Genomic DNA, 25,526 nt, shown 5'->3' with positions numbered 1-25,526 from the left:
GATGGCTGTCCTCTGCCGACAGGACAGGCTTGCGATGTATGGGGGGCGGAGCGCAACATCCGATCAGAAGAAACCTTGCGGGCAGCCGAGGAGGGTGCATGTCCCACGTCGTGCAAATCAAAGACTGGCGCACGTCCGCCGCCACTGGCGCGGCTTACGAAAAGCTACTGGGCGCGATTGGAACCGAGGACTTCGGAACCACCGTGCGCGATTCGGTCATGTCGCTGACCGCCGGTGCCCGCCGGATCTACCTCTTCGAAGCCACCAGCCGCGAGGAGTCTTCTCTGCAATATTTCTTCGGCGAGCCAGGGCTGGTCGAGCTGTTTCCGGCGTATCGAAAATGGTATCTGCCGCTCGATCCGGTGTGCGACGCCTACCACGCGGCACCGGCGTGCAGCGACGTTGCCATGGTGAGGGTCCGGCCCAGCGATATCGATTCACCCGGATTCCGCCGCCGCATCTTCGACACGCCCGGCATCATCGAGCGAATGTCGGTGATTCAGCGCGGTGCCGATGCCTGGCGCGTGATGAGCGTCGCGCGTCACGCTTCGGACGGAAGGTTTTCCGATGATGAGGTGAGCTCGCTGATCGGTCTTGCGTGCCTGGTGTTGCCCATGCTGCCGGTGAATCGCGCGCGGCGCCGGACTCTGATGGCGCCGTCCGTGTCGGAGATCGAAGAACGATTCGCCAAACAGTATCCGTGTTTGACCGCACGAGAGAGGCAAGTCTGCGCACGAGCTGCCATTGGAATGACGATCGAGGCAACCGCAGTCGACCTTGGCATCGCCAAGACGTCCGTGCTCACCTATCGTCAGCGCGCCTACCAGCGGCTGGGTGTGACGAGTCCCATCGAGCTGTGCACGCTCGTGACGCACTGACGAGCCGGAGTCGTGGCCGCCGTCGATTCCGGTCAGGGCGAAGCACCACCGGTCTCGCCGTTCACGTAATCGTTGAAGGACTGCTTGAGCCGGGTCTCCGAGACAAAGCAGCCGAGCCCCCTGCACCAGGTGTCGATCACGATCCGGTACGTGTTCTTGTCGACCGGTTCCTTCATGACGCGACCGCCGATGCCGCTGTCTTCGGGGTCGAAAGTCTCCATGAAGTCGGGGCCGTAGTGCTGCAGCTTCTCGGTGAGCTCGGACACCATCCAGCGCCGCGCGGCGGCCCACTTGAACTCGCAATCCTTTTCGCCGGTGCAGGTCGGGATGGAGGCCATGAGGCGCATTTCCTCGCTGGCCGACGGTCGGCTCGCGCACCCGACCGACACCACGCACACCATCGACAACAAAAAGAAACGCATGCTCGCTCCGTGAACTCTTCAGTCTTCATCCCTGGCTGGAGCGGGCAGGTTACTTGATTCGCCGTAGCGGGACCACCCGGTCACAGCCTGAACCAGTGCGTGAGCGAGGACAAACGTACACCACACCTGCCGCTCCGAAGCGCTTGCGCGAGCCGTTCGAAACTTGATCGAGAACGCGAACAATATGCGGGCGGCTTCGGGTTGGGGCTCGCGATCGAAGCTGCGCGCGCCCGACCGTCCATGGCCGGCGTCGCGGGAGCTACTGAGCGGGGGGCTGCTGCGGTTCAGGGGTCGGTTCCCCGAACGTGGTCGTCGTTCCTTGCTCAGTGCTGGACTGCGAGGGTTGCGCTGTTTGTTCCTTGGCTTCGGGTGCGGCCACGGTACTTTCTTCGGCCCGCTTGTTACATGCCGCAAGGAGCGCGACAGCGAGCATTGCTGCAACAAACGCTTGTAGCTTGATCTGCATGGTGTTCCTCCTGTCGTTACGGACCAGTTTCGAGCCTCGATTAAGAGCGCATGCCGGTGCATTGTCAAACGCGTGGTTGAGGCTCACTTGCGGGCAAAGCCGGTCGCCATAGCCTCCCATCCGAAGAAGCCTGCGCGTCCTCATCGCTCGCGGATTTCGAGGAGCGCGCCGCATTCATTGCCGGGTGCAAGGAGGGGTACGAAGGCTTCAATCACAGGCGGGGCGATAAATGGGCGAGAGCACACAATCGGGATTCAGTGGGCACACCAGAACCACATCACCAAGATCGCCGACTGCCATGGCCCGGTGGCCAATGCGCTGGCCGATTTCGGAGCCGGCAGCGAGAGGTTCTTAAACGATCAGGAGCGGCGCCAGTCCCGCACTCCGTGACCGCCCGGCCAACACGCAGTCGCTACGCCCGGGTTATGCTGGGGCCTATTCCGGGGCGGGATCGTTACAGGAGTCCCCTTCGGGCGCTTGGGCAGCGGGACGGTCATTACTTCCTCGAAAATGGATTTAATGACTGTTTACCCGAAGGGGACTATAGACATAGACCGGCCAGACAGTGGAAGTGATCTCGGCAAATAAATAATTCTCTCAGAAATTTGTAACTACGCCGGCGCAGCAAAGTGCATTGCAGACCTTCGCTGGTGTGCAACAGCGAACGGCGGGTCGTTCACCAGGCCGTTTGACAGGCCGTTGGATGAGCGGCCCGCTCTTTGGGATTTCGCAGCGCGCGGTGACGCAGGCGAGCGGGTTGCTCGCCCGCCCGCATCGATCTGGGGTTTATATCGGCGCGTGTGCGTCAGCGCGTCGTTCCGTGGGCTCCGCGATGTTGATCCTTCCATTTCTGGAAGTCCGTATCGCGGACCATGGCCCAGGCACCCAGCGCCACCACGAGGATGCCCACCATCACGGCATTCGCCGTAGCGTTTGCCTGCTCGATGAACCCCAAGACCCAGGGTGATATGAGCAAACAAATGCCGAGGATGATGTTGACGGCTTCCTCCCACGCCTTGGGCATGTAAACGGCAATCCCGGCGAATACAACGACCGCTGCGCCGAGCACCCATGCGCTGCGCGCTGCCAGGACGTTGTCCGCGAAGCCGAGTGCCCACGGCGAGGCCACCAGCCACGCGCCGAGAATGACGTTGACCCAGTCCTGCCATCGTCTCGGTTTCATAACGCCTCCGAAAGCAACAGTGAAACTGAATCGTGTCGGTATTTCAGGGGCGAGCACCGGCTGGCGGGGCCCCAGGGGACGACGCGGGGGTTACTACCTCTCGCGCGCCGCACGGCTGTGCTCGAGCTGAGGACCCGGGGAGGACTCCCAAACAGCGGAACCCGCCCTGAAACGAGAAAAACTATAGGCAGGCGTTTTGGAAATTCAAGGCTTGGGAGCAGGTGGCACTCGCCTGCGGCGGGCCGGCGCGATTGATTGCTCACGCGGGCGCGTCTAACGCCCAAAGAGGAGTTGTTGCTGCTTCCCGTGTAAGCCCCCGGCGCCCCCGCATGCTGCTAGACAAAATCCGTAGATTCATATGGTTGGCCGCGCTCGCCTGCCTGACGCCGGCCGCCCTGGCCGGCGCTGACCGGCTCGATCTGGATCGATGGCGGGGCAAGGTGGTCATCGTCGACTTCTGGGCGTCCTGGTGCGCGCCTTGTCGGCAATCCTTTCCATGGCTGAATCAAATGCAAGCCAAGTATCGCGACCGCGGTCTGGTCGTCATCGGCGTCAACGTCGATCGCGAGCGCGCCGAGGCCCAGCGCTTCCTCGAGCAGACCCCGGCGGAATTCCAGATCGTGTACGACCCGGATGGCTCGCTGGCCGCGCGGTATCAGGTTCCCGGCATGCCCAGTTCGTACCTCATCGGAAGAGATGGCCAGCAGGTCGGCGTGCATATCGGCTTTCGCAACGGCATGCGCGAGCAGCGGGAAGCGGAACTGGAGCGCTTGCTTTCCGACAGTGCCGCGGCTCGCGCGGCTTCGTCGCAGGACTGAATGAGAGAGGATTCATGAAAACACTCGGTTTGCTCACGATGTTTCTGCTGCTGCAAGGCTGCGCGAGTCTCGGGGTCGAGCCATGGCAGCGCGATGTGCTCGCGCGCCCCGAAATGTCTCTTGACGCAAGCCCGGTCGATGCAGCCATCGACGATCACATCTACTTCAGCAAAGAGGCCTCCAGCGGCGGGCGCGGCTTTGGCGGCGGTGGTTGCGGTTGTAACTGACGAGCAGGGGATCGTATGAGCGACGACAACAATCTGAGCCTCAAGCTCGCCGCGGCTACTTGTGCATTGCTCGGCGCCGGAGCCGCAGGGCGAGTCATGGCAGACGAAGCGGAACGTTGGTCCTTCGACACTGCATTGCTCTACTACGGCGAGAGCGACGACCGAGTGCAGGATGTGAGCGCGACGATCGGCGCGCAGCGCGCATTCGACGATCGACTCCTGAACCTTACGCTCACGGCAGACACGCTCACCGGGGCATCGGCGAGCGGCGCGATCGCAACCGATACACCTCAGACGTTCACGAGCCCCTCCGGGCATGCTGTCTACACGACGCCAGCCGGGAAAACGCCGTTGGACGACACGTTCCTGGATACGCGTTTCGCGCTGAATGTGGGCTGGACTCAACCGCTCGCAAGGCTGTACACGGTATCCGCCGGGCTCGGCTTCTCTACCGAGTACGACTACACCCATCTCGGCGCCAACGTGTCACTCGCTCGCGACTTCAACAAGCGCAACACGACTGTGAGTGCCGGCGTGGCTTGGTCGAAAGATGACATCGATCCCGTGGGCGGTGCACCCGTGCCGCTATCGCAGATGCTGGACGTGGGCGATTCGAGCAACAAGCGCAGCAGCGACAGCAAGGATGTTCTTGACCTGCTATTGGGCGTCACCCAGGTGCTCTCGCGCAACACGCTGCTGCGCGTGAACTACTCCTACAGCCAGTCCAGTGGGTATTTGAATGATCCATACAAAATCCTGAGCGTCGTCGATCCGGTCACGGGCGACACGATTGTGCGCACGCCACCGCCGGGCGTGCAGGGGCCCACGGGTGTCTATCTCTATGAGAGCCGGCCGGACTCGCGCGCGAAGCACAGCCTGTACGCGGAGATGAAACATGCGTTCGGCGCGCCGGTGTTGTATGGCTCCTATCGTTTCATGACCGACGATTGGGGCATCGACTCGAATACCGGCGAGGTTCGCTTACGGTGGCCCGTGGGTGAGGCGAGCTACATCGAGCCGCAACTTCGCTACTACATGCAGTCGCAGGCGGACTTCTATCATTCGAGCCTGGTGCAAGGGGCTGCGTTGCCAGCGTATGCGTCAGCCGACTTTCGCCTGGGCGAATTCGATGCCGTGACCGTCGGATTGAAGGTCGGCCATCGAACCGCCGGCGGCAATGAGTGGAGCGCGCGTGTCGAGTATTACCAGCAAAGCGGTACGATCGCGCGCGAGCAGTTGATCGGCAATCAGTTCGGTCGCGAGCAATACCCCGACCTGAAGGCGGTGATCGCTCAATTCGGCTACCGCTTTGGCTTGTAGCAAAAGCGTGGAGCGAGTGGCTTCGACATGTCGGAACCGGCTTCGCATAGCGCGTCCATCAGCCTGAGTCGTGAGCCCGGCTACTGGGCCGGGCGCTTCATGGCCATGGCCTCGCCCTGCGAGGTGCTCATCGAGCAGGCGACGGAGCCTCTCGCCCGGCGGATCGTCGATGCGGCGGCGGCTTGCGCATGGCGCATCGAACGCAAGTTCAGTCGCTACCGCGCCGACAGCGTCGTGCACATGATCAATTCGAATGCAGGGCGCGCGGTTGCGCTCGATGCGGAGTCCGCCGCCCTGATCGAGTTCGGCGCGACACTGACGCAAATGTCGGAAGGTCGTTTCGATATCACCTCTGGCGTACTCCGCAAGGTGTGGACCTTCGATGGCGGTAGCGTCGTGCCCACGCAAGCGCAGATCGACGCCGTCATGAGTTGTGTCGGATGGCGCCACGTGGAATGGCGCAATCCGGTTCTGAGATTGCAGCCCGGCATGCAAATCGATCTGGGCGGCATCGGTAAGGAGTATGCGGTGGACCAGGCCGCGGCGCGCGTCGAGGACATCGCGCCAGGTTGCAGTTGCCTGATCAATTTCGGCGGCGATGTCGTCGTGCGCAATCCTCGCCAGGATGGACAGCCATGGCGAGTCGGAATCGAAGCATGGGGGCGCGAGGGCACTGCAGTCCGCCTCGTTCACTTGAACCGCGGTGGACTTGCTACCAGCGGCGACTCCCGCAGGTTCGTGCTCCATCAGGGCCGCCGCTATTCACACATCATCGATGCGCTGACGGGCTGGCCGGTCCCGGACGCGCCCCATTCCATCACTGTCGCAGCGGACACCTGCACGCAGGCTGGCACTTTGACGACACTGGCGATGCTGCGGGGAAGGGATTGCGAGCAGTTCCTGCGTGAGAGTGGCGCGCGATACTGGATTCAACTCTCACGCGAGCAGTCCGAGTGAAGGTCAATGGCACTTAGGTAGCGCCATTGCTCCAGTGGTTGGCGGTTAGTGGTTTGGCAGAACGGAGGCCAGGATTCAGCTCATTTGGCTAACCGCTATCCGCCATCCGCGAACCGCTGCGACAAAGACGTTTAACCAAGCACCTTTGGCGTTAAGGTGTCGACGGGTTGGGTTAGAAGGACGGACGCTCGCGCGATTGAAATGCGTCCAGACGAGCGATCAGGTCGTCGCTGGAGATCGGCAAGGGAATACACGCGTCACCGCCCTGGCGATGAATGAGATCGCAGGTGTGAGCATCGCACTGTGGTGCGGCCACGATCAACCAGGATCGGTGCGCTTTCCGACGCAGCATCCGCAGGGTCGCAAGGCTCTTCTCGTTGGTCAGGTCCACGGCCACGACCACGGCAAAGAAGAAAGATGTCTGCAACGCTTTCACGGCCCGATCGGCGGTTGTTTCGACACGATTGTTGAATCCGGCAGCATGCAATTCCGCCGCAAGCCGCGCCGGGTTGTCCAGCTTCAGCTCGAGGTACAGCAGTACGGGGAACAGGTTGGGGTGCTGCGCTCGCATGGCTGTCAGGCACCTGCAGGCGCCGCCTTGGAGATCGCTGTGAGAATGCCGGCGAGGATCTGGCGAGGGTTCGGCGGACATCCTGGCACGACCACATCGACCGGTATGACATTCGAAACGCGGCCTCGGGTGGCGTAGCTTTCACCGAAAATTCCTCCGGTGCAGCCACAGTCGCCGATCGCAACGACCAATTTCGGGTCCGGTGTCGCGTCATAGGTTCGCCGCAGCGCCACTTCCATATTCCTGGAAACCGGCCCGGTAACGAGCAGCATGTCCGCATGGCGCGGGCTGGCGACGAAACGGATGCCAAGGCCTTCGAGATTGTAGAAAGGATTGCCGAGCGCATGCATCTCCAATTCGCAGCCATTGCACGAACCGGCGTCGACAGCACGAATGCATAGTGCGCGACCCAACACCTCGAGGATGCGTGCCTGTAACATTTCGGCGACGCGCAGCGTATCGTCACTGGAGGGTGGCGGTTCCGTGGGAATTCCGGCTCGATGAATCTGTCGAAGCGTCTTCCACATGGCTTATAGATCGTGTCCGCTATAGGACAGATTGAACGACTTATTGATGAGCGGAAAGTCCGGCACGATGTTGTCGATGATCGCGTGCTCGAGCACCGGCCAGTTGTGCCACGACGGATCGTGCGGATGACAGCGGCAGATTTTTCCCGCCTCGCCGGCATCCAGCGCGAGCAGTACGGGGCCGCGCCACCCCTCGATGAGCCCGATGCCCAACGATCCCGCCGCCGGGACGGACAGCGGCCTGCGATGGCCGCCTTCGGGCAGATGTTGCACGATCTGCGTGACGAGCCGGATCGATTCGGCGAACTCATCGAATCGCACGGCCACGCGGGCAGCAACGTCTCCCTCGGCGCGCGTGATTTTCTTCGGCGCCAGATCGGCGTACGGATCGCACGGCAGATCACAGCGCAGATCGAAACTCTGGCCACTGGCACGGCCCGCCAGACCTGTCAGCCCGAGTCTCGCGGCCAGTTCGGGTGTGACAACGCCCGCTCCGGTGAAGCGATCGCGCAAGCCGGCGTGCTCGTCGTAGATCACGCGTAGCGATTCGACTTCCACGGCGATGGACTGGAGGCAATCGATCAAACACGCGGCACCGGTGGGGGAGAGATCGACGCGCGTACCTCCCGGCACGACGAAATCCATCAGGTAGCGTTGTCCCAACGCTTGCTCGGTGGCGCGCAGCAGTTGTTCCTTGAGCCGGGAAAACTGCGCGAGTCCGAAGGCGAAGCCCGCGTCGTTGCCGAGTGCCCCCAGATCGCCCAGGTGATTCGCCAGCCGCTCCAACTCGAGTGCCAGTGCCCGTAACCACGTTGCACGCGGCGGCACCCACGTGGTTGCGCTCATGCTTTCGAGCGCCTGACAGTACGCCCACGAGAACGCGACAGCTGAATCGCCTGAGACCCGTGCCGCGAGTTTGTGGCCTTCGAGCAAGGGCATCTCGGAGAAGCGCCGCTCGATGCCCTTGTGTGTGTAACCGAGGCGTTCTTCGAGCCTGAGTACCTTTTCGCCCACAACGGAGAAGCGGAAATGGCCGGGTTCGATGATGCCTGCGTGCACCGGGCCGACGGGAATTTCGTGAACGCCTTCGCCCGCGACGCGCACAAATGGATAGTCGTCCATGGCCGGCGGGGACAGTGGATCGGGAATGGCGTCGTCGCTCAGAGGATGAAAGCTGTCCGGCCATGCGGAGTGACGCAGCCAGCGGCGCCGATCGACATCGGTACTACGCACGCCGGACAGATCGGCGATTGCGCGCTGCATGCGACTGGCGCTTGGAAACGATGTCTCGATGCCGTGATAGGAAACATCCGAGGCGGGAAGGTGTAGATTGAGCAGGAGTACGCCAGCAGCGTCTACGAATGCCGCTCGCACCCAATGCCTGCCGTCCGCGTCGCGTGTCGCCCACATGGACAGCAATCGTCCGCCGCCGGCGGCAACCTTCTCAACGGCTCGACGCCATTCTTCCTGATCTACAGTGAGCGCCCGCATGTTCGGCGCCATCTCACTCACCTCCGATCAAGCGCGCCGCTGCGCGATACCAATCGGCGAGATACGGCGGGATGAACACACCCAACATCAACACCAGCGCGAGGTGCGTGAAGACCGGTATCAACGCTGGTGGATGCGGCAATCGTTTGACAGTCGTCTCGCCGAACACCATGGGCTGAACACGACTGAAGATCGCCGCGAACGCCACGCCCAGCGCCAGCAGCAGGATCGGTGTCGCCCAGGGCTGTTGCTTCATCGCGGTGGTGAGAATCAGAAATTCGCTGGCGAACACGCCGAAGGGTGGCATGCCGAGAATGGCCAGCGAGCCCATCATCAAGCCCCAGCCGACGGTGGGGCTGAGCGTGATGAGGCCGCGAATGTCTTCCATGAGCTGTGAACCGGCCTTCTGCGTGGCGTGCCCGACCGCAAAGAAAATCGCCGATTTGGTCAGCGAATGCACGGTCATGTGCAGCAGCGCCGCGAAGTTCGCCACCGCCCCGCCCATGCCGAACGCGAAGGTGATGATGCCCATGTGCTCGATGGAGGAGTAGGCGAACAAACGTTTGATATCGCGCTGGCGCCAGAGGAAGAACGCCGCCAGCACGACGGACAACAGGCCGAAGCCCATCAGCATGCGTCCAGGCAGGCTCGACTGCAGCGAGCCTTCGACCAGCACCTTGCAGCGGACGACGGCGTACATCGCCACGTTGAGCAACAATCCCGACAGCACCGCCGAGATCGGCGTCGGGCCTTCGGCGTGCGCATCGGGCAACCAGTTGTGCAGCGGGGCCAGTCCCACCTTGGTGCCATAGCCCACCAGCAGAAACACGAATGCCAGACTCAGCACCGCGGGCTCCAGTTGCGACTTCACGACGTTCAGATGCGTCCAGAGCAGGGCGCTGACGCCTTCGGCACCCAGGATCTTTTCCGCGGCGAAATACAGCAGGATCGTTCCGAACAGCGCCTGCGCGATACCCACGCCGCACAGAATGAAGTATTTCCAACCCGCCTCCAGGCTGGCCGGGGTGCGATACAAGGTCACGAGCAGCACCGTCGACAACGTTGCCGCCTCCATGGCCACCCACATCAGCCCGAGATTGTTGGTCGTCAGCGCGATCAGCATCGTCGCCATGAACAGCTGATACATGCTGTGGTACAGCCGCAGTTGCGGCGAGCTGACGTGGCCACGCTCGGCCTCGATGCGCATGTAGGGACGTGAGAACAGCGAGGTCGTCAGACCGACGAACGCCGTGAGCGTCACCAGAAAGACGTTGAACGCGTCGATGAAGAACTGCTCGGCCATCAGCACCACATTCCCATGGGTGATGATCCGAGACGTGAGCGCGCACGCGGCGAGAAACGTGAGCAAGGAGAATGCAACGTTCAGACCCGGCGCCCAGCGTCTGGCACCCAGCAAGCCCAGCGTGAGCGCGCCGAGTAGCGGAGCGCCGAGCAGAACGCCGAAACTGATCAACGTGGGCGTGACCGACACCTACTGCTCCTCCTTCAGCGATTCCAGGTGCTTCAGATCCAGGCTGTCGAACTGCTCCCGTATCTGGAAGAAGAACACGCCCAGCACCAGCATCGCGACCAACACGTCCAGCGCCACGCCAAACTCCACGACCATCGGCATGCCGTAGGTCGCGCTCATGGCGCCGAAGAACAAGCCGTTCTCCATCGACAGAAAGCCGACGACCTGCGACGTTGCCTTGCGACGCGTGATCATCATCATGAAGGCGATCAGCACCACGGCGACGGCGATACCGATGGCATTGCGTGTCGCCGTGCTGGCGAGTGCCGCGATCGGCTGGGCCAGCCCGAATGAAAATACGACGACCAGCACGCCGAAGAGCATCGTCCCGGTCGTGTTGAGCAGGGGCTCGGTATCCCAGTACACCCCGAGGCGGCGAATCAGCCGGTGCAGCAGCCACGGCAAGAAAATCACTTTCAGTGCGAGTGTCAGCACCGCGGACAGATACAAGTGATGGGCGCCCGTGCGCAGGGCGAGCAGCAGCGTCGCGATACACAGCAATGCGCCTTGCACCGCCAGAAGCTTGACCAGAGTGACGATACGGCGCTGGGACAGCATCGCGAAGGAGATCAGCAGCAGCAACCCCGCCAGTGTGTTCAGGATCTGCAGGTCGAGGGGCAGCTCGTTCATGCTGACGTTCCCAGCAGCAAGCGCACCAGCAGTCCGAGCACTGCAAATAGAAAAGCCGTGGCGAGAAACTCTGGTGCCCGAAACACGCGCAGTTTTGCCGATACGGTTTCAATCAGCGCGATGCCGATGCCGGCCACGGCAAGTTTCAGCCCCAGGAACAGTAACGCCGCGGCGAGCCCGAGCGGCGTGTGGCCGGTAGTCATTCCCCAGGGAATGAATAGTGCGAAGCCGATGCAGACATAGTTGAAGAGCTTGAGCGCGGCAGCCCATTCCATCAACGCCAGATGGCGTGCGGAGTACTCGAGCAACAGAGCCTCGTGAATCATGGTGAGCTCCAGATGCGTCGCCGGATTGTCGACCGGGATGCGGGCATTCTCGGCGAGCAGCACCATTGTGAACGCCACCGCGGTGAAGGCCAGGCTCGGATGGAGCGCCAGCGACTGCGTTGCCAACAGCTCCGAGATCCGGGGCAGCGCCGTCGTCGCGTTGATCAGTGACGCGACGAAGATCACCATCAGCAGCGCGGGCTCGGCCAGAAAGCCGATCATCATTTCTCGTCGCGCGCCGAGCGTGCCGAAGGCCGTGCCGACGTCCATGGCGGCGAGCGATACGAATACGCGTGCCGTTGCAAACAGGCCGACGAGTGCGATGGCATCGGCGGCTCGCGCGAATGGCAGGCGTGTGGCGATTGATGGGATGATCGCAGCGGCGGTTACCATCGCGCCAAAGACCACGTACGGGGCGAAGCGGAACAGTTGCGAAGCGTTGGCTGCGATGACCGCGTCCTTATGAAACAACTTGCGGATGCCGCGGTATGGCAGCAGGATGCTGGGCGCGGACTTGTTCTGCAGCCAGGCGCGCCATTGATTTACCCAGCCGAGAAACAGCGGCGCCGCCAGCACGGCAGCAAGTATCCCGAGGATCTGCGCAATCCAGTCGAACGCATTCATAACATCAGCGCCAGCAGCACGACGAGCGTGACAAAGCTGTACAACAAATAAGTCGCGATGCGTCCCTGCTGCAACCAGGCGACGGTATCCGCGGCACGACGCACCAGCCCGGCCAAAGGCAGGTAGAGCCCCCGCCAGATGCGATCACCGATGACGACTCGGTAGCGCGGTGCCTGATCGAAGGGAGTCGGCAGCTCGCGCTCCATGGCAAAGAAGGGATTGAACAGGTGGCGAATCGGTTGTCCGAATCCCTCCGCGGTGTCCTGCATGCGGCTGTTCAGGCGTCCGAATCCACAATCCCAGGGCACACTGGGGCGCACGCGTTGATGATAAAAGTAGCGTACCGCCGCGATCGTCAGCACGACCACGAGCAGGATCACCGCAAAGAACACCAGCGGGGCATAGGATGCTTGCCGCTCTGGCAGTGGCGCGAGCAGCCACCACGTGCTGTTCTCGAGTGCGATCTCAGTGAATCCCAGGGAGCCGGTCACGTGGCTCAGCAATGGAATGATCTGCATCGGCAGGAGCCCGAGCAGCACGCATCCGATCGCGAGCCAGGCGAGGCCAGCGCGTTCGATTTTGCCGGCGTCGTGAGCTTCCTGCAGAGCGGCCTCGCGTGGTTGACCCAGAAAGATCACGCCGAAGAACTTCACCATCACGTAGCCGGCGAGCGCGGCAGCGAGCACGAGCAGCGCGGCCCCCAACGGCAACAGCATGTTGATGAACGGCCTTGGTATTTCACTGGAGAACAGGAACGATTGCAGCAGCAACCATTCCGACACGAACCCGTTGAGCGGCGGTAGTCCGGCGATCGCAAGCGTCCCGACCAGCGTCAGCCAGGCAACCCCCGGCATCCGATGGATCAGTCCACCGAGTCGCCCCAGGTTGCGTTGCCCGGTGGCGTGCAACACTGCGCCGGTTCCCAGGAACAGCAGACTCTTCATGAATGCATGATTGATGGCGTGGTACAGCACGGCAATCAGTGCAAGCGACGCTGCGGTACCCATCCCTGTGCCGGCGAACACAATGGTCAATCCGACGCCCGAGAACAGGATCCCGATATTTTCGATGGAGGAATACGCCAACAGACGCTTCATGTCGGTCTGAGCCGCGGCGAAGATTACGCCATACAGGGCGCTGAACAGGCCGAGCGCAAGCAGAGTGAGTCCCCACCACCATGCGGGGTCGCCCAGCAGGTCGAAAGTAATGCGCAACATCCCGTACAGCGCCGTTTTCAACATCACGCCGCTCATGAGGGCGGAGACCGGCGAGGGTGCTGCCGGATGCGCTTCGGGCAGCCATACGTGCATCGGCACCAGGCCTGCTTTCGCGCCGAAGCCGAACAGCGCGAGCAGGAATGCGAGCGCAGCCCAGGACGGATCGAGCTGCGCGGCGCGCATGGCATCGAAAGTGAATTGCCAACTGCCGCCCTGCATGACGCCGAAGCTCAGCAGGATGCCGATCGCGCCGACGTGTGCGATGAGCAGATAAAGAAAGCCGGCGCGGCGGATGTCCGGAATGCGATGTTGTGTCGTGACCAGGAAGTACGATGACAACGCCATCGTTTCCCACGCCAGCATGAAGCTGTATGCGTCGTCGGCCAGCAGTACGACGCCCATGCTGGCAACGAACAAGTGATATTGCAGACAGAGCAGGCCCGGCGCAGTGCCTTCACCCTGCCGGAAATAACCTGCGGCAAAGATCGAAATGCCGGTGACAGCCGAGCCCAGCAGAAACAGAAATGCGCTCGACAGCGCATCGAGACGAAAATGCATGGGAAGATCCGGCAAACCGACGATCAGCTCGAGCTGTTCGGCTGGCGCGGTAAGACTCGTTGCGGCCACATAAGCGAGCACCGCGCCGAGGATTGCACCCAACGGAAACAGCGTCCGCCCTGCGAAGGCGACACTGGCGGGCCGGATCAGTCCCGCGAGTCCGACGATGCCCCAGCCGGACAGGAGCAACAGGCACACCGTCAATGGCGAAGTCAGCGCCTGCGTCACAGAACACCGAATCTCGTCAGCATGTGTCCGCTCATGACCTGTCTCATGGCCCGTCAGGCAAAAGTCGATTGCGACGATGTGCGTTTCATTATAATGTCATGCAAATCCTATTGTCACTGGATGATACTGCCGTTGGCCATCGAAGAGCGCACCGCGCGACTGACCATCCTGATCGATCCCAGAAAAAAAGAGTTGTTTGAGCGGCTGTGCGCGGAAGAGGACGCTACGCCCTCGCAGGTCGTGCGTCGTTTGCTGCGCCGGTACATCGAGGAGCGCACCGGCAAACCATGGACTCCCTCCGAGGAGAGCCCGGGCGTCGCCCGGATGAATCGCAGCGCCACGCGCCGCCGTAGTGCCGGTCGATGAAGCTCGCGGGTAGGGCGACGCGATCGTGCCTGGGGGATCAAGAAGCCCTGGTGTAGCGAGCGTTCAGTCGTTCTCCGGCGGCTGGAAGTCGTGCATTCCTTCCGGGCGCGGATTGATGGCGAGGCGCGTGGCCATGCCGGTGCCGCCGAAGCTGGCGCGATGCCAGCGGCCTTGACGAACGGGCCGCCACGGCCGTTGGTGTCGACGATGTCCTTGTTGAAATCCAGGTACGGCTTGTTGATCTCGTGAATCGCGAAACGGGGCGATCATCCCGGGTTGTCATGACGCTTTCGGTGCGCGGCTGGTGATTTCACTCGCTGCCCTGCGCGCTGTGCTCGCCCACCTGCGCGAGACACGGGATACCGAAGCCTTCATCGATCGAATGATGCCTATCAGCCAGTTGCGGTGCCTTGCGACAAAATGGGTTGATGCGTCGCTTTCGGGCCAAGCGCCTGGTGCACCTATTACGAATGGCGCTCGCTCCGCCGTCTGATTTTGAATGCTGGCGAGTTGCTGGACGCGCCCGGAGGTGTCCCCGCGCAAATGGTTTGTTAGCGGGGTGATGCGCGAAGCAAACAGCTGCTTGTCTTGAGCGCACTCGCGCAGGGAGAGCTTATGCAGTTCTTCTTCACCCGGATGAATCGCGCATGGGATGCGCGCTTTCACCCTTGTTGGGGCTACAACCTCTGGAATGGATCGCCATCAATCGAGCGGCAACCCCTCTGCTCAACGTCGGACCGGACGCATTGTCGTGCATGGCGAGTTCGGTCCGCTGCTCTCGGCGGCGCTGCCCGAATGCGAGATCGCAGTCGCCTGGGGCAAGACTCACATTACAGCCAAGGTGCGCGACGACGCGGAATTGTTCGGTTTGCTCGGGCGTCTGCGCGATCTTGGCGCGGCATTCGTGAGCGTCTCCATCGAGCCCTGACTCCACAGGAGGCATGGCCCACATAAGGGCCGCGACCTCGCGTGGATACGCAAACTTCTTGTGTACGACCGGAGGCGGCGGCTCCTTCGTTGCGTGCAAGTAGGGTCACCGCGCGTCGGCCAGTCGCAGCGACCAAGCTGTTTGCACCGCCATTGAGGCCTGGAATCGTCGATCGGCCGATCCTGATCGACAGTCTCACGTCTGCAACCTGTCCGCCTGTCGTGCTCGTCTCCGCGCCAGCGGGGTATGGCAAGACGACCGCGCTCGCGCTCTGGCGTGAGCGTGACGAGAGAGCGTTTGCGTGGGTGACGCTCGAAGCCGCCGACGACGATCCAATTTCATTTGTGACGAACGTGCTCGCCGCACTCGATCCGATCGTTCGGCTCTAGCCCTCGGTTGCCGATGGCCTGAGCGACCCCGAGCCGCCGCTGGAAGAGATCCTGCTGCCTTCCCTCATTTCGACCTGCGCCGCAAGCCGCCGATCGTTCGTGCTGGTCTTCGACGATCTACACCTGGTGACTGAAAGGCGCTGTTACGCAGCAATCAACTATCTAGCGGAGCGGTTGCCGGTCGGATGCCAGCTTGCACTCGCAACGAGGACCGACCCGCCGCTGCCGCTTGCGAGTTGGCGTGCGCACGGCCGGCTACTCGAACTACGTGCGGCAGAGCTGGCGCTCGAGCATGCCGAAGCACGCGCGGTGTTGGCTGCTGCCCAAGTGCACTTGACCGAGGACCTCGTCGCGAAGCTCGTGGAGCGGACGGAAGGTTGGCCGGCTGCCTTGTATCTGGCGGCGCTGTCGTTACGTGATCGACCGCATCCCGAACACTTCGTCGATCGCTTCGCGGGCACGAGCCGGCATGTCGCTGATTTCCTCAGCGAGGATGTGCTCGGTCGGCAACCACAAGAGGTCAATACGTTTCTGCTTCGCACCTGCGTGCTGGACGAGCTGACGCCTTCGCTCTGCGACGAGCTCACAGGCGACACGGACGCCGCCATCAAGCTGCGACAGATCGAGCGCAGCAATCTTTTCGTCGTGCCGGTGGACGAGGAGCAATTGATTTACCGCTATCACCATCTGTTTGCTCAGTACTTACGTGCAGAGCTGGCCCGCCAGGCGCCGGATCTCGTGCCTGAACTACATCGGCGGGCGTGGCGCTGGTATCGCGATCACGGACTGAGCGGGCGCGCAGTGGCACACGCGCAGGCCAGTGGCGATGTGGACGTTGCCGCCGAACTCCTAGGCGTGCAATCGGCAGCGCACATCGAGGAGACGGAGGTGATGCTTGCGGAGCATCACGATGCCGGCGTGCTGCCCGACTTGTACGCAGAAGCAGTACGCCGCGGGCGAGCTGCGCGCGCTCTTAGCGATGCGGAGCTGCGCGTCCTGCGACTGCTCGCGAGCGATCTGAGCCTCAGCGAGATCGGACGCGAGCTATTCCTGTCCACGAACACGGTGAGATCACACAGGCGTGCGATCTATCGCAAACTCGGAGTCTCCTCGCGAGTGGATGCGGTCAAGGCCGCAGGGACAACTGCGCTGCAATCATAACGATTCACCCGGGTGAATCGGCGCCGCCGGCTTCCCTCATCACCCTGCCGTCGATTACGGTCTCTGTTCGCTCAGTGGAGACGCTGAGAGTCATTCGCGTTGTGACGAGCCGAATGCACCCATTCTGGACCGTGCTGCTGTTGATCGCGGTTGCTCCGTCGGCAGCTGCTCAGATCCGCGCGTCGGAAACATCGAGGGACACGGTGTCGCCCACTCCAGAGCTTGTCGAAGACGCGTTCGGTCGTACTTCGCCGCGGACCGCGATCGTTGCATTCATACGAGCGGCAAGCCGTGAGGACTATGCTTTTGCCGCGCGGTACATGCAGGTATCGGAAGAGCAACGCCGAAACGCCGCGGAGCTCGCGCGCGATCTACGGGAGCTGATGGATGACCATTTCACTCAGGCGCTCACGAACATCAGCGACTCCCCTAGCGGCGCGCTGGACGATGGATTGCCGATCGACCGTGAGCGCATCGGACCGCTCGCCGTCGGCGGCCGAAAGGTCGACATCGAGCTGCGCCGCGTGTCCGACCCGCAAGCCGGGTCGATCTGGCTGATCTCGTCCGAAACGCTCGCCATGATTCCGTCGCTGCGCAATTCCAGTGACCGGAGCTGGATCGAGCGCACGATGCCGGCGTCGCTCATCCACCACGAACTGTTCGGCGTTTCGCTGGCGCATTGGAGTGTGTTCGCAGCCTCGCTCCTCGTGCCTTTCGCGTTGCTTGCGCTGCTGGCAGCGTTCTGCGTCTTGATAGCGAGAAGAATCGTCGGCGACGACGCTCGCATGCGCGAGCTCGACATCTGGTACGCCGACCTGCGTTGGCCCGTCATCGCAAGCTTGACGGTAGTCATTCATATGGCTTCCTTGCCGATGGTCGGGCTGCCTTTGGCATTTCGTCTCGGCTATGCGCGATTGGCGTTCCTGCTTCTGGCCATCACGTTGACGTGGCTGTTGCCTCGGCTACTGACACTTGGCTTCGCGCGGGCTCGAGCACTGGCGGCCGGCAGGAATCGCGCGAGCACTCGCTCGCTCATGTTGCTCGGCGAGCGAATGATGAAGGCGCTCGTCATCGTCGCGGCGACAGTCGCGATCCTGTTGATCGTCGGTGTCGAGCCGAAGACCGCACTTGCGGCGTTCGGCATCGTTGGCATCGCCCTGGCCCTCGGGGCACAACGAACCGTCGAGAACCTGCTCGGGGGCGTGTTCATGCTGAGTGACCGGGCGATCGCGGTCGGCGATCTGTGCAGCATCTCGAACCGACTCGGTTGGATCGAGGACATCACGTTGCGTTCGGTGCGAATTCGCACGCTCGACAACTCCCTCGTGTCGGTGCCCGCCGGCGTGCTGGCGCAGGAAGGAATCGAGAACTTCGCCACGCGCGAGAAGATCCTCGCGCAAAGCATCCTGAGACTTCAGCATGGAACGCGGCCCGAGCAGTTGCGTCGCATCCTGGCGGGAGCAAGCAAGCTCCTGGCCGAGAGCTCGAACATCGAGCGCGGCACCTCTCGCATCCGTCTGGTCGATTTCGCGCCAGAGGCAATCGAGCTGGAGCTGTTCGCCTACGTCTTGACCGACGATGTCCCCAGGTTTCTCGAGATACGGGAAGGGCTCCTGCTCGAGATCGCGGCCCTGATCCACGCGGAGGGCAGCGGTTTTGCCCAGCCCACGCAGTTTATCTACATGGACGAGACGCCAGGCGCAGATGTCCGTGCGGATACGCTCATTTCGCACGAAGCCGGCGCTCGCCTGGAGACGCGAGCGTCGCCTTCGACCAAAGGCACCCGCATCGACAGCGATGCGCTCGCAGCGAGCCGATGAGCTTCGAGGATGAGGAGCGTGCGTTCCTCTCGACCGTGACGCAGACGCCGACAGGCGCAACATTTCATTGCGACGTTCTGAGGTGATCAAAATGTCTACTACGCAGGTACCTGGAACTGATTCTGGAAATCCGGACTCGGCACGCACGGTGCGAGGTGCTGAAACACCAGACGCCAGCACGACGATTTCCACCGCATCGCTCCGACAAGAAACACTCGATGCCGTCGATGCCCGTGCGCGAGAGATCGAGCAGCAGATGACTGATGACGAGCGGTTCTCGCTCATCATCAGCGTAATGGGCTACATGCCCGGCAGCTCAGTGGGCCCGAGGGATGCGCGAATCCCGAAGGACTTGAAGATGAGCGCGGGTTATACCCCGGGTGTCCCGAGGCTTGGCATTCCCGCAATACAAAGCTCGGACGCCAGCATGGGAGTCACGAATCCCGGCTACCGGCCCGATGACGAAGGCGCGACTGCATTTCCTTCATTGATCGCGCTCGGTTCGAGCTTCAATCCCGAGCTGGTGAGAAAGGATGGTGAAGCGATTGCGCGCGAGGCGCGCATTCGGGGATTCAACGTGCAACTCGCCGGTGGATGCAACCTGGCGCGCGATCCACGCAATGGGCGGAACTTCGAGTACTTCTCCGAAGATCCCTACCTGAGTGCGGTGCTCGCGGCCGAGCAGGTGAACGGCATTCAGAGTCAGGGCGTCGTCTCTACACTCAAGCACTATTCGCTCAACTGCAACGAGACCAATCGACATTGGCTCGATGCGCTCATCGATCCGGCGGCGCACCGGGAAGCCGATCTGCTCACCTTTCAGATCGCAATCGAGCGTTCTCAGCCCGGCTCGATCATGAGCGGCTACAACAAGATCAACGGCGAACACGCCGGCGGCAATCATCATCTGCTCAACGAGGTGCTCAAGGACGCTTGGGGCTACAGGGGTTGGGTGATGTCCGACTGGGGCGCCACACCGCAATGGGAGTTTGCGTTGCGCGGACTCGATCAGGAGTCGGGTGTCCAGGCCGATCGGATGCTGTGGGGGAAGGAGCCGTTCACCGATGATCTCAGGGATGCCTACGCCAAAGGCAAGTTTCCCAAAGAGCGCCTCTCAGACATGGTGCACCGAATCCTGCGCTCGCTGTTCGCCGTGGGTGTGGACAAGTGGGGACCAGCTCCGAAGGTCGACATGGATCAACAGAATGCGATTGCACTTGAAGCTGCGCGTCAGGGCATCGTGCTGCTGAAGAACGAGGCAGCGTTGCCGCTGGCGACCGACAAGCCGCTCAAGATCGCAGTGATCGGCGGCTATGCTCAGCAGGGCGTGATCAGCGGGACGGGCTCTGGCGCTGTCATGCCGGTCGGGGGCTTTGCTGGTGTCGTCAAGATCGGCGGCGCAGGCGTCATGGGCAAGCATCGCAACCTGCACCTGTTTGCGCCATCTCCGCTCGATGAGCTGAAGAGAGCGTTGCCGAAGGCGCAGTTCGACTTCGACCCCGGCTACACGCCTGCGGAAGCGGCATTGACGGCGAGGCGTTCGGATGTGGTGATCGCCTTCGGTATTCGAGTCGAAGGTGAAGGCTTCGACAGCGTGGATCTGTCGCTGCCGTGGGGCCAGGACGCGGTGATCGATGCAGTCGCAACAGCCAATCCAAACACCGTTGTCGTGCTCGAGACCGGCAATCCCGTCTCGATGCCATGGCGAGACAAAGTCAAGGCGATTGTCGAAGCGTGGTATCCGGGGCAGGCGGGTGCGCGCGCGATCGCCGAGGTGCTCGCGGGTCACGTCAACCCGTCCGGTCGTCTGCCCGTCACGTTTCCTGAGAGCCTCGGTCAAACGCCGCGGCCCGAGTTGCCCTGCCTCGGAACGCCTTGGGGCAGCGCTGTCACGATCGAGTACAACGAAGGCGCTGAAGTCGGTTACCGCTGGTTCGCGCAGAAGAGGCGGAAGCCGCTCTACGCGTTCGGACACGGGCTGAGCTACACCACCTTCGACTACAAGGACCTGGAAGTCGAAGGGGGCGATACGATCACTGCGAGCTTCACGGTGACGAACACAGGCCAGCGTGAGGGAGCCGACGTGCCGCAGCTCTATCTCACCAGCGCGCCCGGCGAGGAGCGAATGCGCTTGCTTGGCTTCGAACGCGTCGAGCTCGGGCCCGGTGAGATGCGACGCGTATCGATCAAGGCCGATCCTCGGTTGCTGGCGCGTTTCGATGGCAAGAGCGGCAAGTGGCAGGTCACCGACGGCGTGCATCGCGTCGCGCTCGGTAAGTCTGCGATCGACCTCTCGTTGGCCTCGGAGTCACATTTGCAGGGACGGCAGTTCGGCCCTTGAAGCCGCGGCTGAGGAGGTCCGTATGAGCATCCAGACGTTGGTCATGTTGGGGCTCACGCTCAGCATCTTCCTGACGGTGCTGACGATCGGCATGCGGGTACTGCCGGCGGACTTGTCTTGTGTGCTGAGCAGGCCTTCACGGCTCATCCGTTCGCTGCTGGCGATGAATGTGCTTTGGCCGCTCGTCGCCGTCATCGTCTGCAAGACATTCTCGCTGCATCCGGCTGTGATCGTGGGGCTCGTGACGCTGTCGATCGCCCCGGTCGGTGCAATGTTCTCGAAGGCGATGCTGCCGCTGATTGCGCCGGACAATCCCGCTTACGCGCGAGGACTGTTCTTTGCGAGCACCGTGTTGTCGGTGATCCTCACTCCTGTCGCTGTCGAGGTGATTCAAAGGCTCTTCGGCGACGGCGAGATCGTGCATGTCAGTCCGCTTACCGTCATCCGGGTCCTCGTCAGTTCGGTGCTGCTGCCGCTTGGCTTGGGATTGGCTCTTGCGCATTGGCGACCGGAAGCACGGCGGTGGGTGCCTGCCATGCAGAAGGTGAGCGGGCTGGTGCTACTCGCATGTGCCGTGCCGATCCTCGTCGCTGCATGGCCGGTCATGACGTCCATCGTTCGCGAAGGCACACTGACGGCAATCGCTCTGATGACGCTCGCCGGACTTGCGATCGGTCATTTTCTCGGCGGACCCGGGGCGGACGATAGGACGGTGCTTGCGTTTGCAACAGTGTCGCGTCACCCCGGCGTCGCGGTTGCCGTCGCGACACTCACCGACGAACGGTTGGCTCCGATCGGTGTATTGCTTGCAGTTCTCGTCAGTGAGTTGGCAGTTGTGCCGTACAAATTGTGGCGCAAGCGGCGGCGCGCAGCAGTGGGTACGGCGGGACACGGTCAGCCGCCGGCTCGTGCGCACTAAGCTCGTGCGCACTAAGCGTTCGCTCGCCAGAACGACCAGTGAGGAGCACAGCATGGAGAATAAGGTGCCTGTGTACTCGTTGACTTGCGTTGTGGCGGCCATGTTCGGCTCGGCAGCATTGGCTGAGTCATCGTTCTCGGATCGTCTCACAGGTGATTGGGGAGGCGCGCGCGCCAGGCTGTACCAGCGCGGTATGACAGTCGACCTTGAATCCGCGCACTATTACCAGGGGTTGCTGTCCGGCTCGGGCGACGATGATTTCGACTATGCCGGCCGACTCGATGCATTCGTGAATTTCGATACGGGCAAGCTGGGACTGTGGAAAGGAGGCCTGCTTCGCACGCACACGGAATATCGCTACGGGGATCTGAGTTCCAACCTTGGCGGAACACTGATCGCTACGAATGCCAGCTTGCTTCTTCCGACGGGCGCACACGAAGAAGTCATCGTGACTTCCATTCACCTCGCGCAACGATTGGGCGATCGCATCAATCTACTCATTGGCAGGATCAATGCTCTCGATCTGATCGAGGCGGATCCGTTCTTCGGCGGTGGCGGCCGAAGCCGCTTCCTCAACATGGCGTTCTCGGCGCCCCCCAGCGGAGTGACGCCCGCAGTCATCATGGGCGCGGTAGCCACCATCAGGGCCGAGCCAATCAACTGGACGTTGATGGTCTTCGAGCCTGACGACCGCACCCGCGATTACTGGCCCGACGATTTTTTCGGCAGCGGCATCAACGTCTCCGTCTCGGCCAGCTACGCGGGTGAGATTTTCGGGCATGCGAGCGGCGTGACTCTGACCGGCACCTACAGCACCAAGGACGGCGCAAATCTCGGTGAGCTGCTGCTGCCCGCGGATCTGCGAACAGGCGACAAGGATCATTCCTGGTTCTTGGGTGTCCAGTTTGTTTACTACCTGCGGCAGAGCGCGCAGCAGCCAGCAGAGGCATGGGGAGTATTCCTAAAGACTGCGGCAAGTGACGGCAATCCCAATCCGTTCCAGGGTTCCATCATGGGCGGGATAGGCGGCAGAGGACTGTTCGATTCCCGCCCGAACGACACATTCGGTCTCGGCTACTTCTACGTCAATTTCAGCGACGAGCTGCAGAGCGCGATCGATCCGCTGGTGGCCTTCCAGGACGAGCAGGGCATTGAGGCGTTCTACAACTACGCCTTCAACGAGTGGCTGATGCTCACTGCCGATCTGCAGTACGTCAACCCTGCGCTCGGTGACACAGACAACGCGTTCGTCGCCGGGCTGCGCGCGACGATTCGATTCTGATCGAGTGAGGAGACGTCTCAGCCGTCAGGGCGGGGAGCGAGTGGAAATCCGGATGTGGCAGTTTTGCCGCAGCCATTCGCGGTAGATGCTCGGGGAGGTCCGGGTCTAGCCGTCAAAGTCGCGTTCTCGATATTTTTGGAGCAGCTCGCACAACTCGGCGCCGACGCCCGTTCGTATAGTCCCCTCACGCTTGCGCACGACAGGCGAAAGGGGAGAACTCATGCAGAAGCGCCCATTTCCTGGCAGGCCCGGCCTCGTGGCCGCGCTGGTGTTTTCGTCCGGTCTTGCGACTCAGAACGTGGCGAGCGCTGCGGCGCCTGCGGCGACGGATTCCGAAGCCGAAGAAATCCGCATCGAAGAGATCGTCGTGACGGCGACGCGCCGGGAGCTGAAGCTTCAGGACGTGCCGATGAGCATCATGGCCCTCGGCGAGGCGCAGCTGAAGGACATCGGCGCCGACGGCTTCGCCGACTACGTCAATCTCGTTCCGGGACTGTCCTTCAGCCAGAGAGGTCCGGGCGAGAGTCGCATCATCATTCGCGGCGTCGCCAGCAACACTGGCGTATCGACCGTCGGTCTGTACATGGACGAGCTGCCGGTGCAGGACCAGGGACGCAATCCCGAGGGCAGGCTTTTCGACATCGAGCGCATCGAAGTGCTGCGCGGGCCGCAGGGGACTCTCTACGGCGAAGGCGCCATGGGCGGTGCGATCCGCATCATCACCAACAAGGCGAATCCCAGCCAGTTCGAATCCGAGACAGAGCTGTCCGTGGCCGACGTGAAGGGCGGCGGCGAGAGCTATGGCGTCAACGCGATGGTCAACCTGCCGGTGGTGGAAGACAAACTCGGTGTGCGTGTGGTCGGCATGTATCGCGACGAGGCCGGATACGTGGATAACGTGATGCTGGGCCGCAAGGACACGAACACGAACGAGACGCAGGGTGCGCGCGTTACGGCGCGCCTGCTTGCGACGGACAGGCTGACCATCACCGGACTGGTCAACTACAACAAGACGTCGACCGGCGGGCTCTCGGGCGTGGACCCGGTTCTGGAGGACTTGCAGAACGCGCGGCCGATCGAAGAGCCCATGGACGACAGTTTCTATCAGTACGGTCTGACGCTGGAATATGCGTTCCCCTGGGCCACGCTGACATCGGCCAGCTCGTACTTCACGCGCGATGTGGATTTTATTCGCAACGCGGGCGGCATGGCCCGCGTGGACGTGCAGGCTGAGGACGAGATCACGGCCCAGGAGCTGCGCCTCACGTCCTCCGGCGACGGTCGCCTGCAGTGGATTGGCGGGCTGTTCTTCAAAGAGGCCCGCTACCAGCAGACCGCCGCGTTCATCGATCCGAGTTTTCCGGCGATGCTCGGCGGGCCGGTGCTGGTCGAGGATCGCAGCGCCAGCAAGACCCGACAGACGGCGGCGTTTGGCGAGGTCTCCTGGCGCTTCACCGATCGGCTGGAAGCCACCGCCGGCGTGCGACTGTTCCGCGAGGAGCTGACCGGCGAGAGTCTTGCGTCGGGCATTCCGCTGATCTTCCCGAATGGACCGGAGCACAACCGCGACGAAGGCGAGAACGACGTCGTGACGCCGAAGCTCTCCCTGGCCTTCGACCTCACCAAGGACGTTCTGCTTTACACGATCGTGGCTAAGGGCTATCGCCAGGGCGGCTTCAATCCCTCGTCCGAGCTGACCAACGGCGGTCCGGAGACGTTCGAGCCGGACGTCACCTGGAACTACGAGATCGGAGCGAAGACCGCATGGTTCGACAACCGACTGGTGGCGAACGCGGCCGTCTACTACATCGATTGGCGCGACCTGCAGGTCATCCCCGCGTTCCTTCCGTTTCAGTTTCGCTACGTTGCGAATGTCGGCAAGGCGCACAGCAAGGGCGGCGAGCTGGAACTGTTGATCAGGCCGATAAAGGGCCTGGAGATTTCCGCGAGCGGCGGGCTGACTCACGCGCGGCTCGACGTCGATACCGCACTAGCGCCTGAGGGCTCCTGGCTCCCGCGCGTCCCGCGGCGCACGGCTGCGCTGACTGCACAGTATCGATGGCCGATCGGTGACGAACTGCAAGGCTTGATCCGCGGCAGCGTTCAGTCAGTCGGCAAGTCCTACAGCAGCCTCGACAACGATCCAATCTCGCTCGCTCCGGCATACGAGACGGGAGACCTGCGCGTCGGCGTCGAAGGAGAAAAGTGGTCGGCATATCTGTACGCCAAGAACATCTGGGACGAGCGCGGGATCACCGAAGCCGACCTGCTGGCGTCGGGTCTGTATTCCATCATCCAGCCGCGCTCCATCGGCCTCACGGTTCGCATTCGCCTGTGACGCAGCCC

25 protein-coding genes are annotated in these 25,526 nt (G+C 62.3%); 14 read left to right on the top strand and 11 right to left on the bottom strand.

Annotated elements, in window-relative coordinates:
- Positions 1-98 precede the first annotated feature (98 nt).
- Positions 99-878 carry a helix-turn-helix transcriptional regulator gene (locus VGE08_RS00615; RefSeq protein WP_331065904.1) on the top strand — a complete coding sequence of 260 codons (780 nt, stop codon included), beginning with the start codon at positions 99-101 and terminating at the stop codon, positions 876-878.
- Positions 879-910: 32 nt separating this feature from the next.
- Here the strand turns inward: VGE08_RS00615 and VGE08_RS00610 are convergent, their stop codons facing one another.
- The 3 genes from VGE08_RS00610 to VGE08_RS00600 all read right to left on the bottom strand — a co-directional run bounded on the left by VGE08_RS00610 (position 911) and on the right by VGE08_RS00600 (position 3,006).
- Complete coding sequence (locus VGE08_RS00610; RefSeq protein WP_331065903.1) at positions 911-1,216, bottom strand: hypothetical protein; 306 nt, start codon at positions 1,214-1,216, stop codon at positions 911-913.
- Between the two features lie 343 nt (positions 1,217-1,559).
- Positions 1,560-1,766, bottom strand: a complete 207-nt coding sequence (locus tag VGE08_RS00605) for a hypothetical protein (RefSeq protein ID WP_331065902.1) — start codon at positions 1,764-1,766, stop codon at positions 1,560-1,562.
- 805 nt (positions 1,767-2,571) lie between these two features.
- Complete coding sequence (locus VGE08_RS00600) at positions 2,572-3,006, bottom strand: SPW repeat protein (RefSeq protein WP_422664274.1); 435 nt, start codon at positions 3,004-3,006, stop codon at positions 2,572-2,574.
- Between the two features lie 272 nt (positions 3,007-3,278).
- Between VGE08_RS00600 and VGE08_RS00595 the strand changes: the two genes are divergently transcribed.
- The 4 genes from VGE08_RS00595 to VGE08_RS00580 are packed head-to-tail and all read left to right on the top strand — an operon-like array spanning position 3,279 to position 6,271.
- On the top strand, positions 3,279-3,767 hold the full coding sequence (locus VGE08_RS00595; protein WP_331065900.1) for a TlpA disulfide reductase family protein: 489 nt from the start codon (positions 3,279-3,281) through the stop codon (positions 3,765-3,767).
- A 14-nt stretch (positions 3,768-3,781) separates the two neighbouring features.
- Positions 3,782-3,994, top strand: a complete 213-nt coding sequence (locus VGE08_RS00590) for a DUF4266 domain-containing protein (protein ID WP_331065899.1) — start codon at positions 3,782-3,784, stop codon at positions 3,992-3,994.
- Positions 3,995-4,009: 15 nt separating this feature from the next.
- Complete coding sequence (locus VGE08_RS00585) at positions 4,010-5,314, top strand: DUF3570 domain-containing protein (protein ID WP_331065898.1); 1,305 nt, start codon at positions 4,010-4,012, stop codon at positions 5,312-5,314.
- Between the two features lie 27 nt (positions 5,315-5,341).
- Positions 5,342-6,271, top strand: a complete 930-nt coding sequence (locus VGE08_RS00580) for an FAD:protein FMN transferase (protein ID WP_331065897.1) — start codon at positions 5,342-5,344, stop codon at positions 6,269-6,271.
- 172 nt (positions 6,272-6,443) lie between these two features.
- Here VGE08_RS00580 and VGE08_RS00575 read toward each other — a convergent pair whose 3' ends face one another.
- Genes VGE08_RS00575 through hyfB form a run of 7 tightly spaced genes read right to left on the bottom strand, consistent with a single transcriptional unit; the run spans position 6,444 to position 13,974 of the window.
- Positions 6,444-6,842 carry a hypothetical protein gene (locus VGE08_RS00575; protein ID WP_331065896.1) on the bottom strand — a complete coding sequence of 133 codons (399 nt, stop codon included), beginning with the start codon at positions 6,840-6,842 and terminating at the stop codon, positions 6,444-6,446.
- Between the two features lie 5 nt (positions 6,843-6,847).
- Positions 6,848-7,369: an NADH-quinone oxidoreductase subunit B family protein gene (locus tag VGE08_RS00570; protein ID WP_331065895.1), complete on the bottom strand. Its 522-nt coding sequence runs from the start codon at positions 7,367-7,369 to the stop codon at positions 6,848-6,850.
- A gap of 3 nt (positions 7,370-7,372) precedes the next feature.
- Entirely contained in the window at positions 7,373-8,872 is a 1,500-nt protein-coding gene (locus VGE08_RS00565; protein ID WP_331065894.1) for a hypothetical protein, read from the bottom strand.
- Between the two features lies 1 nt (position 8,873).
- On the bottom strand, positions 8,874-10,352 hold the full coding sequence (locus VGE08_RS00560) for a hydrogenase 4 subunit F (protein ID WP_331065893.1): 1,479 nt from the start codon (positions 10,350-10,352) through the stop codon (positions 8,874-8,876).
- Positions 10,353-11,021, bottom strand: a complete 669-nt coding sequence (locus tag VGE08_RS00555) for a hypothetical protein (protein WP_331065892.1) — start codon at positions 11,019-11,021, stop codon at positions 10,353-10,355.
- Positions 11,018-11,971, bottom strand: a complete 954-nt coding sequence (locus VGE08_RS00550; RefSeq protein ID WP_331065891.1) for a respiratory chain complex I subunit 1 family protein — start codon at positions 11,969-11,971, stop codon at positions 11,018-11,020. The genes VGE08_RS00555 and VGE08_RS00550 overlap by 4 nt, the downstream gene beginning before the upstream one ends.
- On the bottom strand, positions 11,968-13,974 hold the full coding sequence (hyfB, locus tag VGE08_RS00545; protein WP_331065890.1) for a hydrogenase 4 subunit B: 2,007 nt from the start codon (positions 13,972-13,974) through the stop codon (positions 11,968-11,970). Before hyfB ends, VGE08_RS00550 begins: the two co-directional genes overlap by 4 nt.
- Positions 13,975-14,094: 120 nt before the next feature.
- Between hyfB and VGE08_RS00540 the strand changes: the two genes are divergently transcribed.
- Positions 14,095-14,340 carry a hypothetical protein gene (locus VGE08_RS00540; protein ID WP_331065889.1) on the top strand — a complete coding sequence of 82 codons (246 nt, stop codon included), beginning with the start codon at positions 14,095-14,097 and terminating at the stop codon, positions 14,338-14,340.
- Positions 14,341-14,403: 63 nt separating this feature from the next.
- On the opposite strand, the gene VGE08_RS00535 is transcribed toward VGE08_RS00540, so the two are convergent.
- Positions 14,404-14,610: a hypothetical protein gene (locus tag VGE08_RS00535; protein ID WP_331065888.1), complete on the bottom strand. Its 207-nt coding sequence runs from the start codon at positions 14,608-14,610 to the stop codon at positions 14,404-14,406.
- A gap of 421 nt (positions 14,611-15,031) precedes the next feature.
- On the opposite strand from VGE08_RS00535, the gene VGE08_RS00530 reads away from it, so the two are divergent.
- From VGE08_RS00530 to VGE08_RS00495, 8 genes are all read left to right on the top strand, one after another.
- The gene (locus VGE08_RS00530) at positions 15,032-15,268 is read left to right on the top strand and encodes a hypothetical protein (protein ID WP_331065887.1); all 237 of its coding nucleotides are present in this window, start codon (positions 15,032-15,034) and stop codon (positions 15,266-15,268) included.
- An 89-nt stretch (positions 15,269-15,357) separates the two neighbouring features.
- The gene (locus VGE08_RS00525; protein WP_331065886.1) at positions 15,358-15,657 is read left to right on the top strand and encodes a hypothetical protein; all 300 of its coding nucleotides are present in this window, start codon (positions 15,358-15,360) and stop codon (positions 15,655-15,657) included.
- 126 nt (positions 15,658-15,783) lie between these two features.
- Positions 15,784-16,818 carry a helix-turn-helix transcriptional regulator gene (locus VGE08_RS00520; protein WP_331065885.1) on the top strand — a complete coding sequence of 345 codons (1,035 nt, stop codon included), beginning with the start codon at positions 15,784-15,786 and terminating at the stop codon, positions 16,816-16,818.
- 113 nt (positions 16,819-16,931) lie between these two features.
- Complete coding sequence (locus VGE08_RS00515; RefSeq protein WP_331065884.1) at positions 16,932-18,638, top strand: mechanosensitive ion channel family protein; 1,707 nt, start codon at positions 16,932-16,934, stop codon at positions 18,636-18,638.
- 256 nt (positions 18,639-18,894) lie between these two features.
- Positions 18,895-20,979, top strand: coding sequence for a beta-glucosidase (locus VGE08_RS00510; RefSeq protein ID WP_349258589.1), 2,085 nt, complete (start codon positions 18,895-18,897; stop codon positions 20,977-20,979).
- A 22-nt stretch (positions 20,980-21,001) separates the two neighbouring features.
- Positions 21,002-21,898, top strand: a complete 897-nt coding sequence (locus VGE08_RS00505; RefSeq protein WP_331065882.1) for a bile acid:sodium symporter — start codon at positions 21,002-21,004, stop codon at positions 21,896-21,898.
- Positions 21,899-21,950: 52 nt separating this feature from the next.
- Positions 21,951-23,180, top strand: coding sequence for a carbohydrate porin (locus VGE08_RS00500; protein WP_331065881.1), 1,230 nt, complete (start codon positions 21,951-21,953; stop codon positions 23,178-23,180).
- Between the two features lie 220 nt (positions 23,181-23,400).
- Positions 23,401-25,518, top strand: coding sequence for a TonB-dependent receptor (locus VGE08_RS00495; RefSeq protein WP_331065880.1), 2,118 nt, complete (start codon positions 23,401-23,403; stop codon positions 25,516-25,518).
- Positions 25,519-25,526: the final 8 nt, after the last annotated feature.

Origin of the sequence: Steroidobacter sp., assembly GCF_036406195.1 — a bacterium.
GTDB lineage: Bacteria > Pseudomonadota > Gammaproteobacteria > Steroidobacterales > Steroidobacteraceae > Steroidobacter.
Note: the sequence above shows the minus strand (reverse complement) of the source record. Positions and strands in the feature narration are given on the sequence as shown.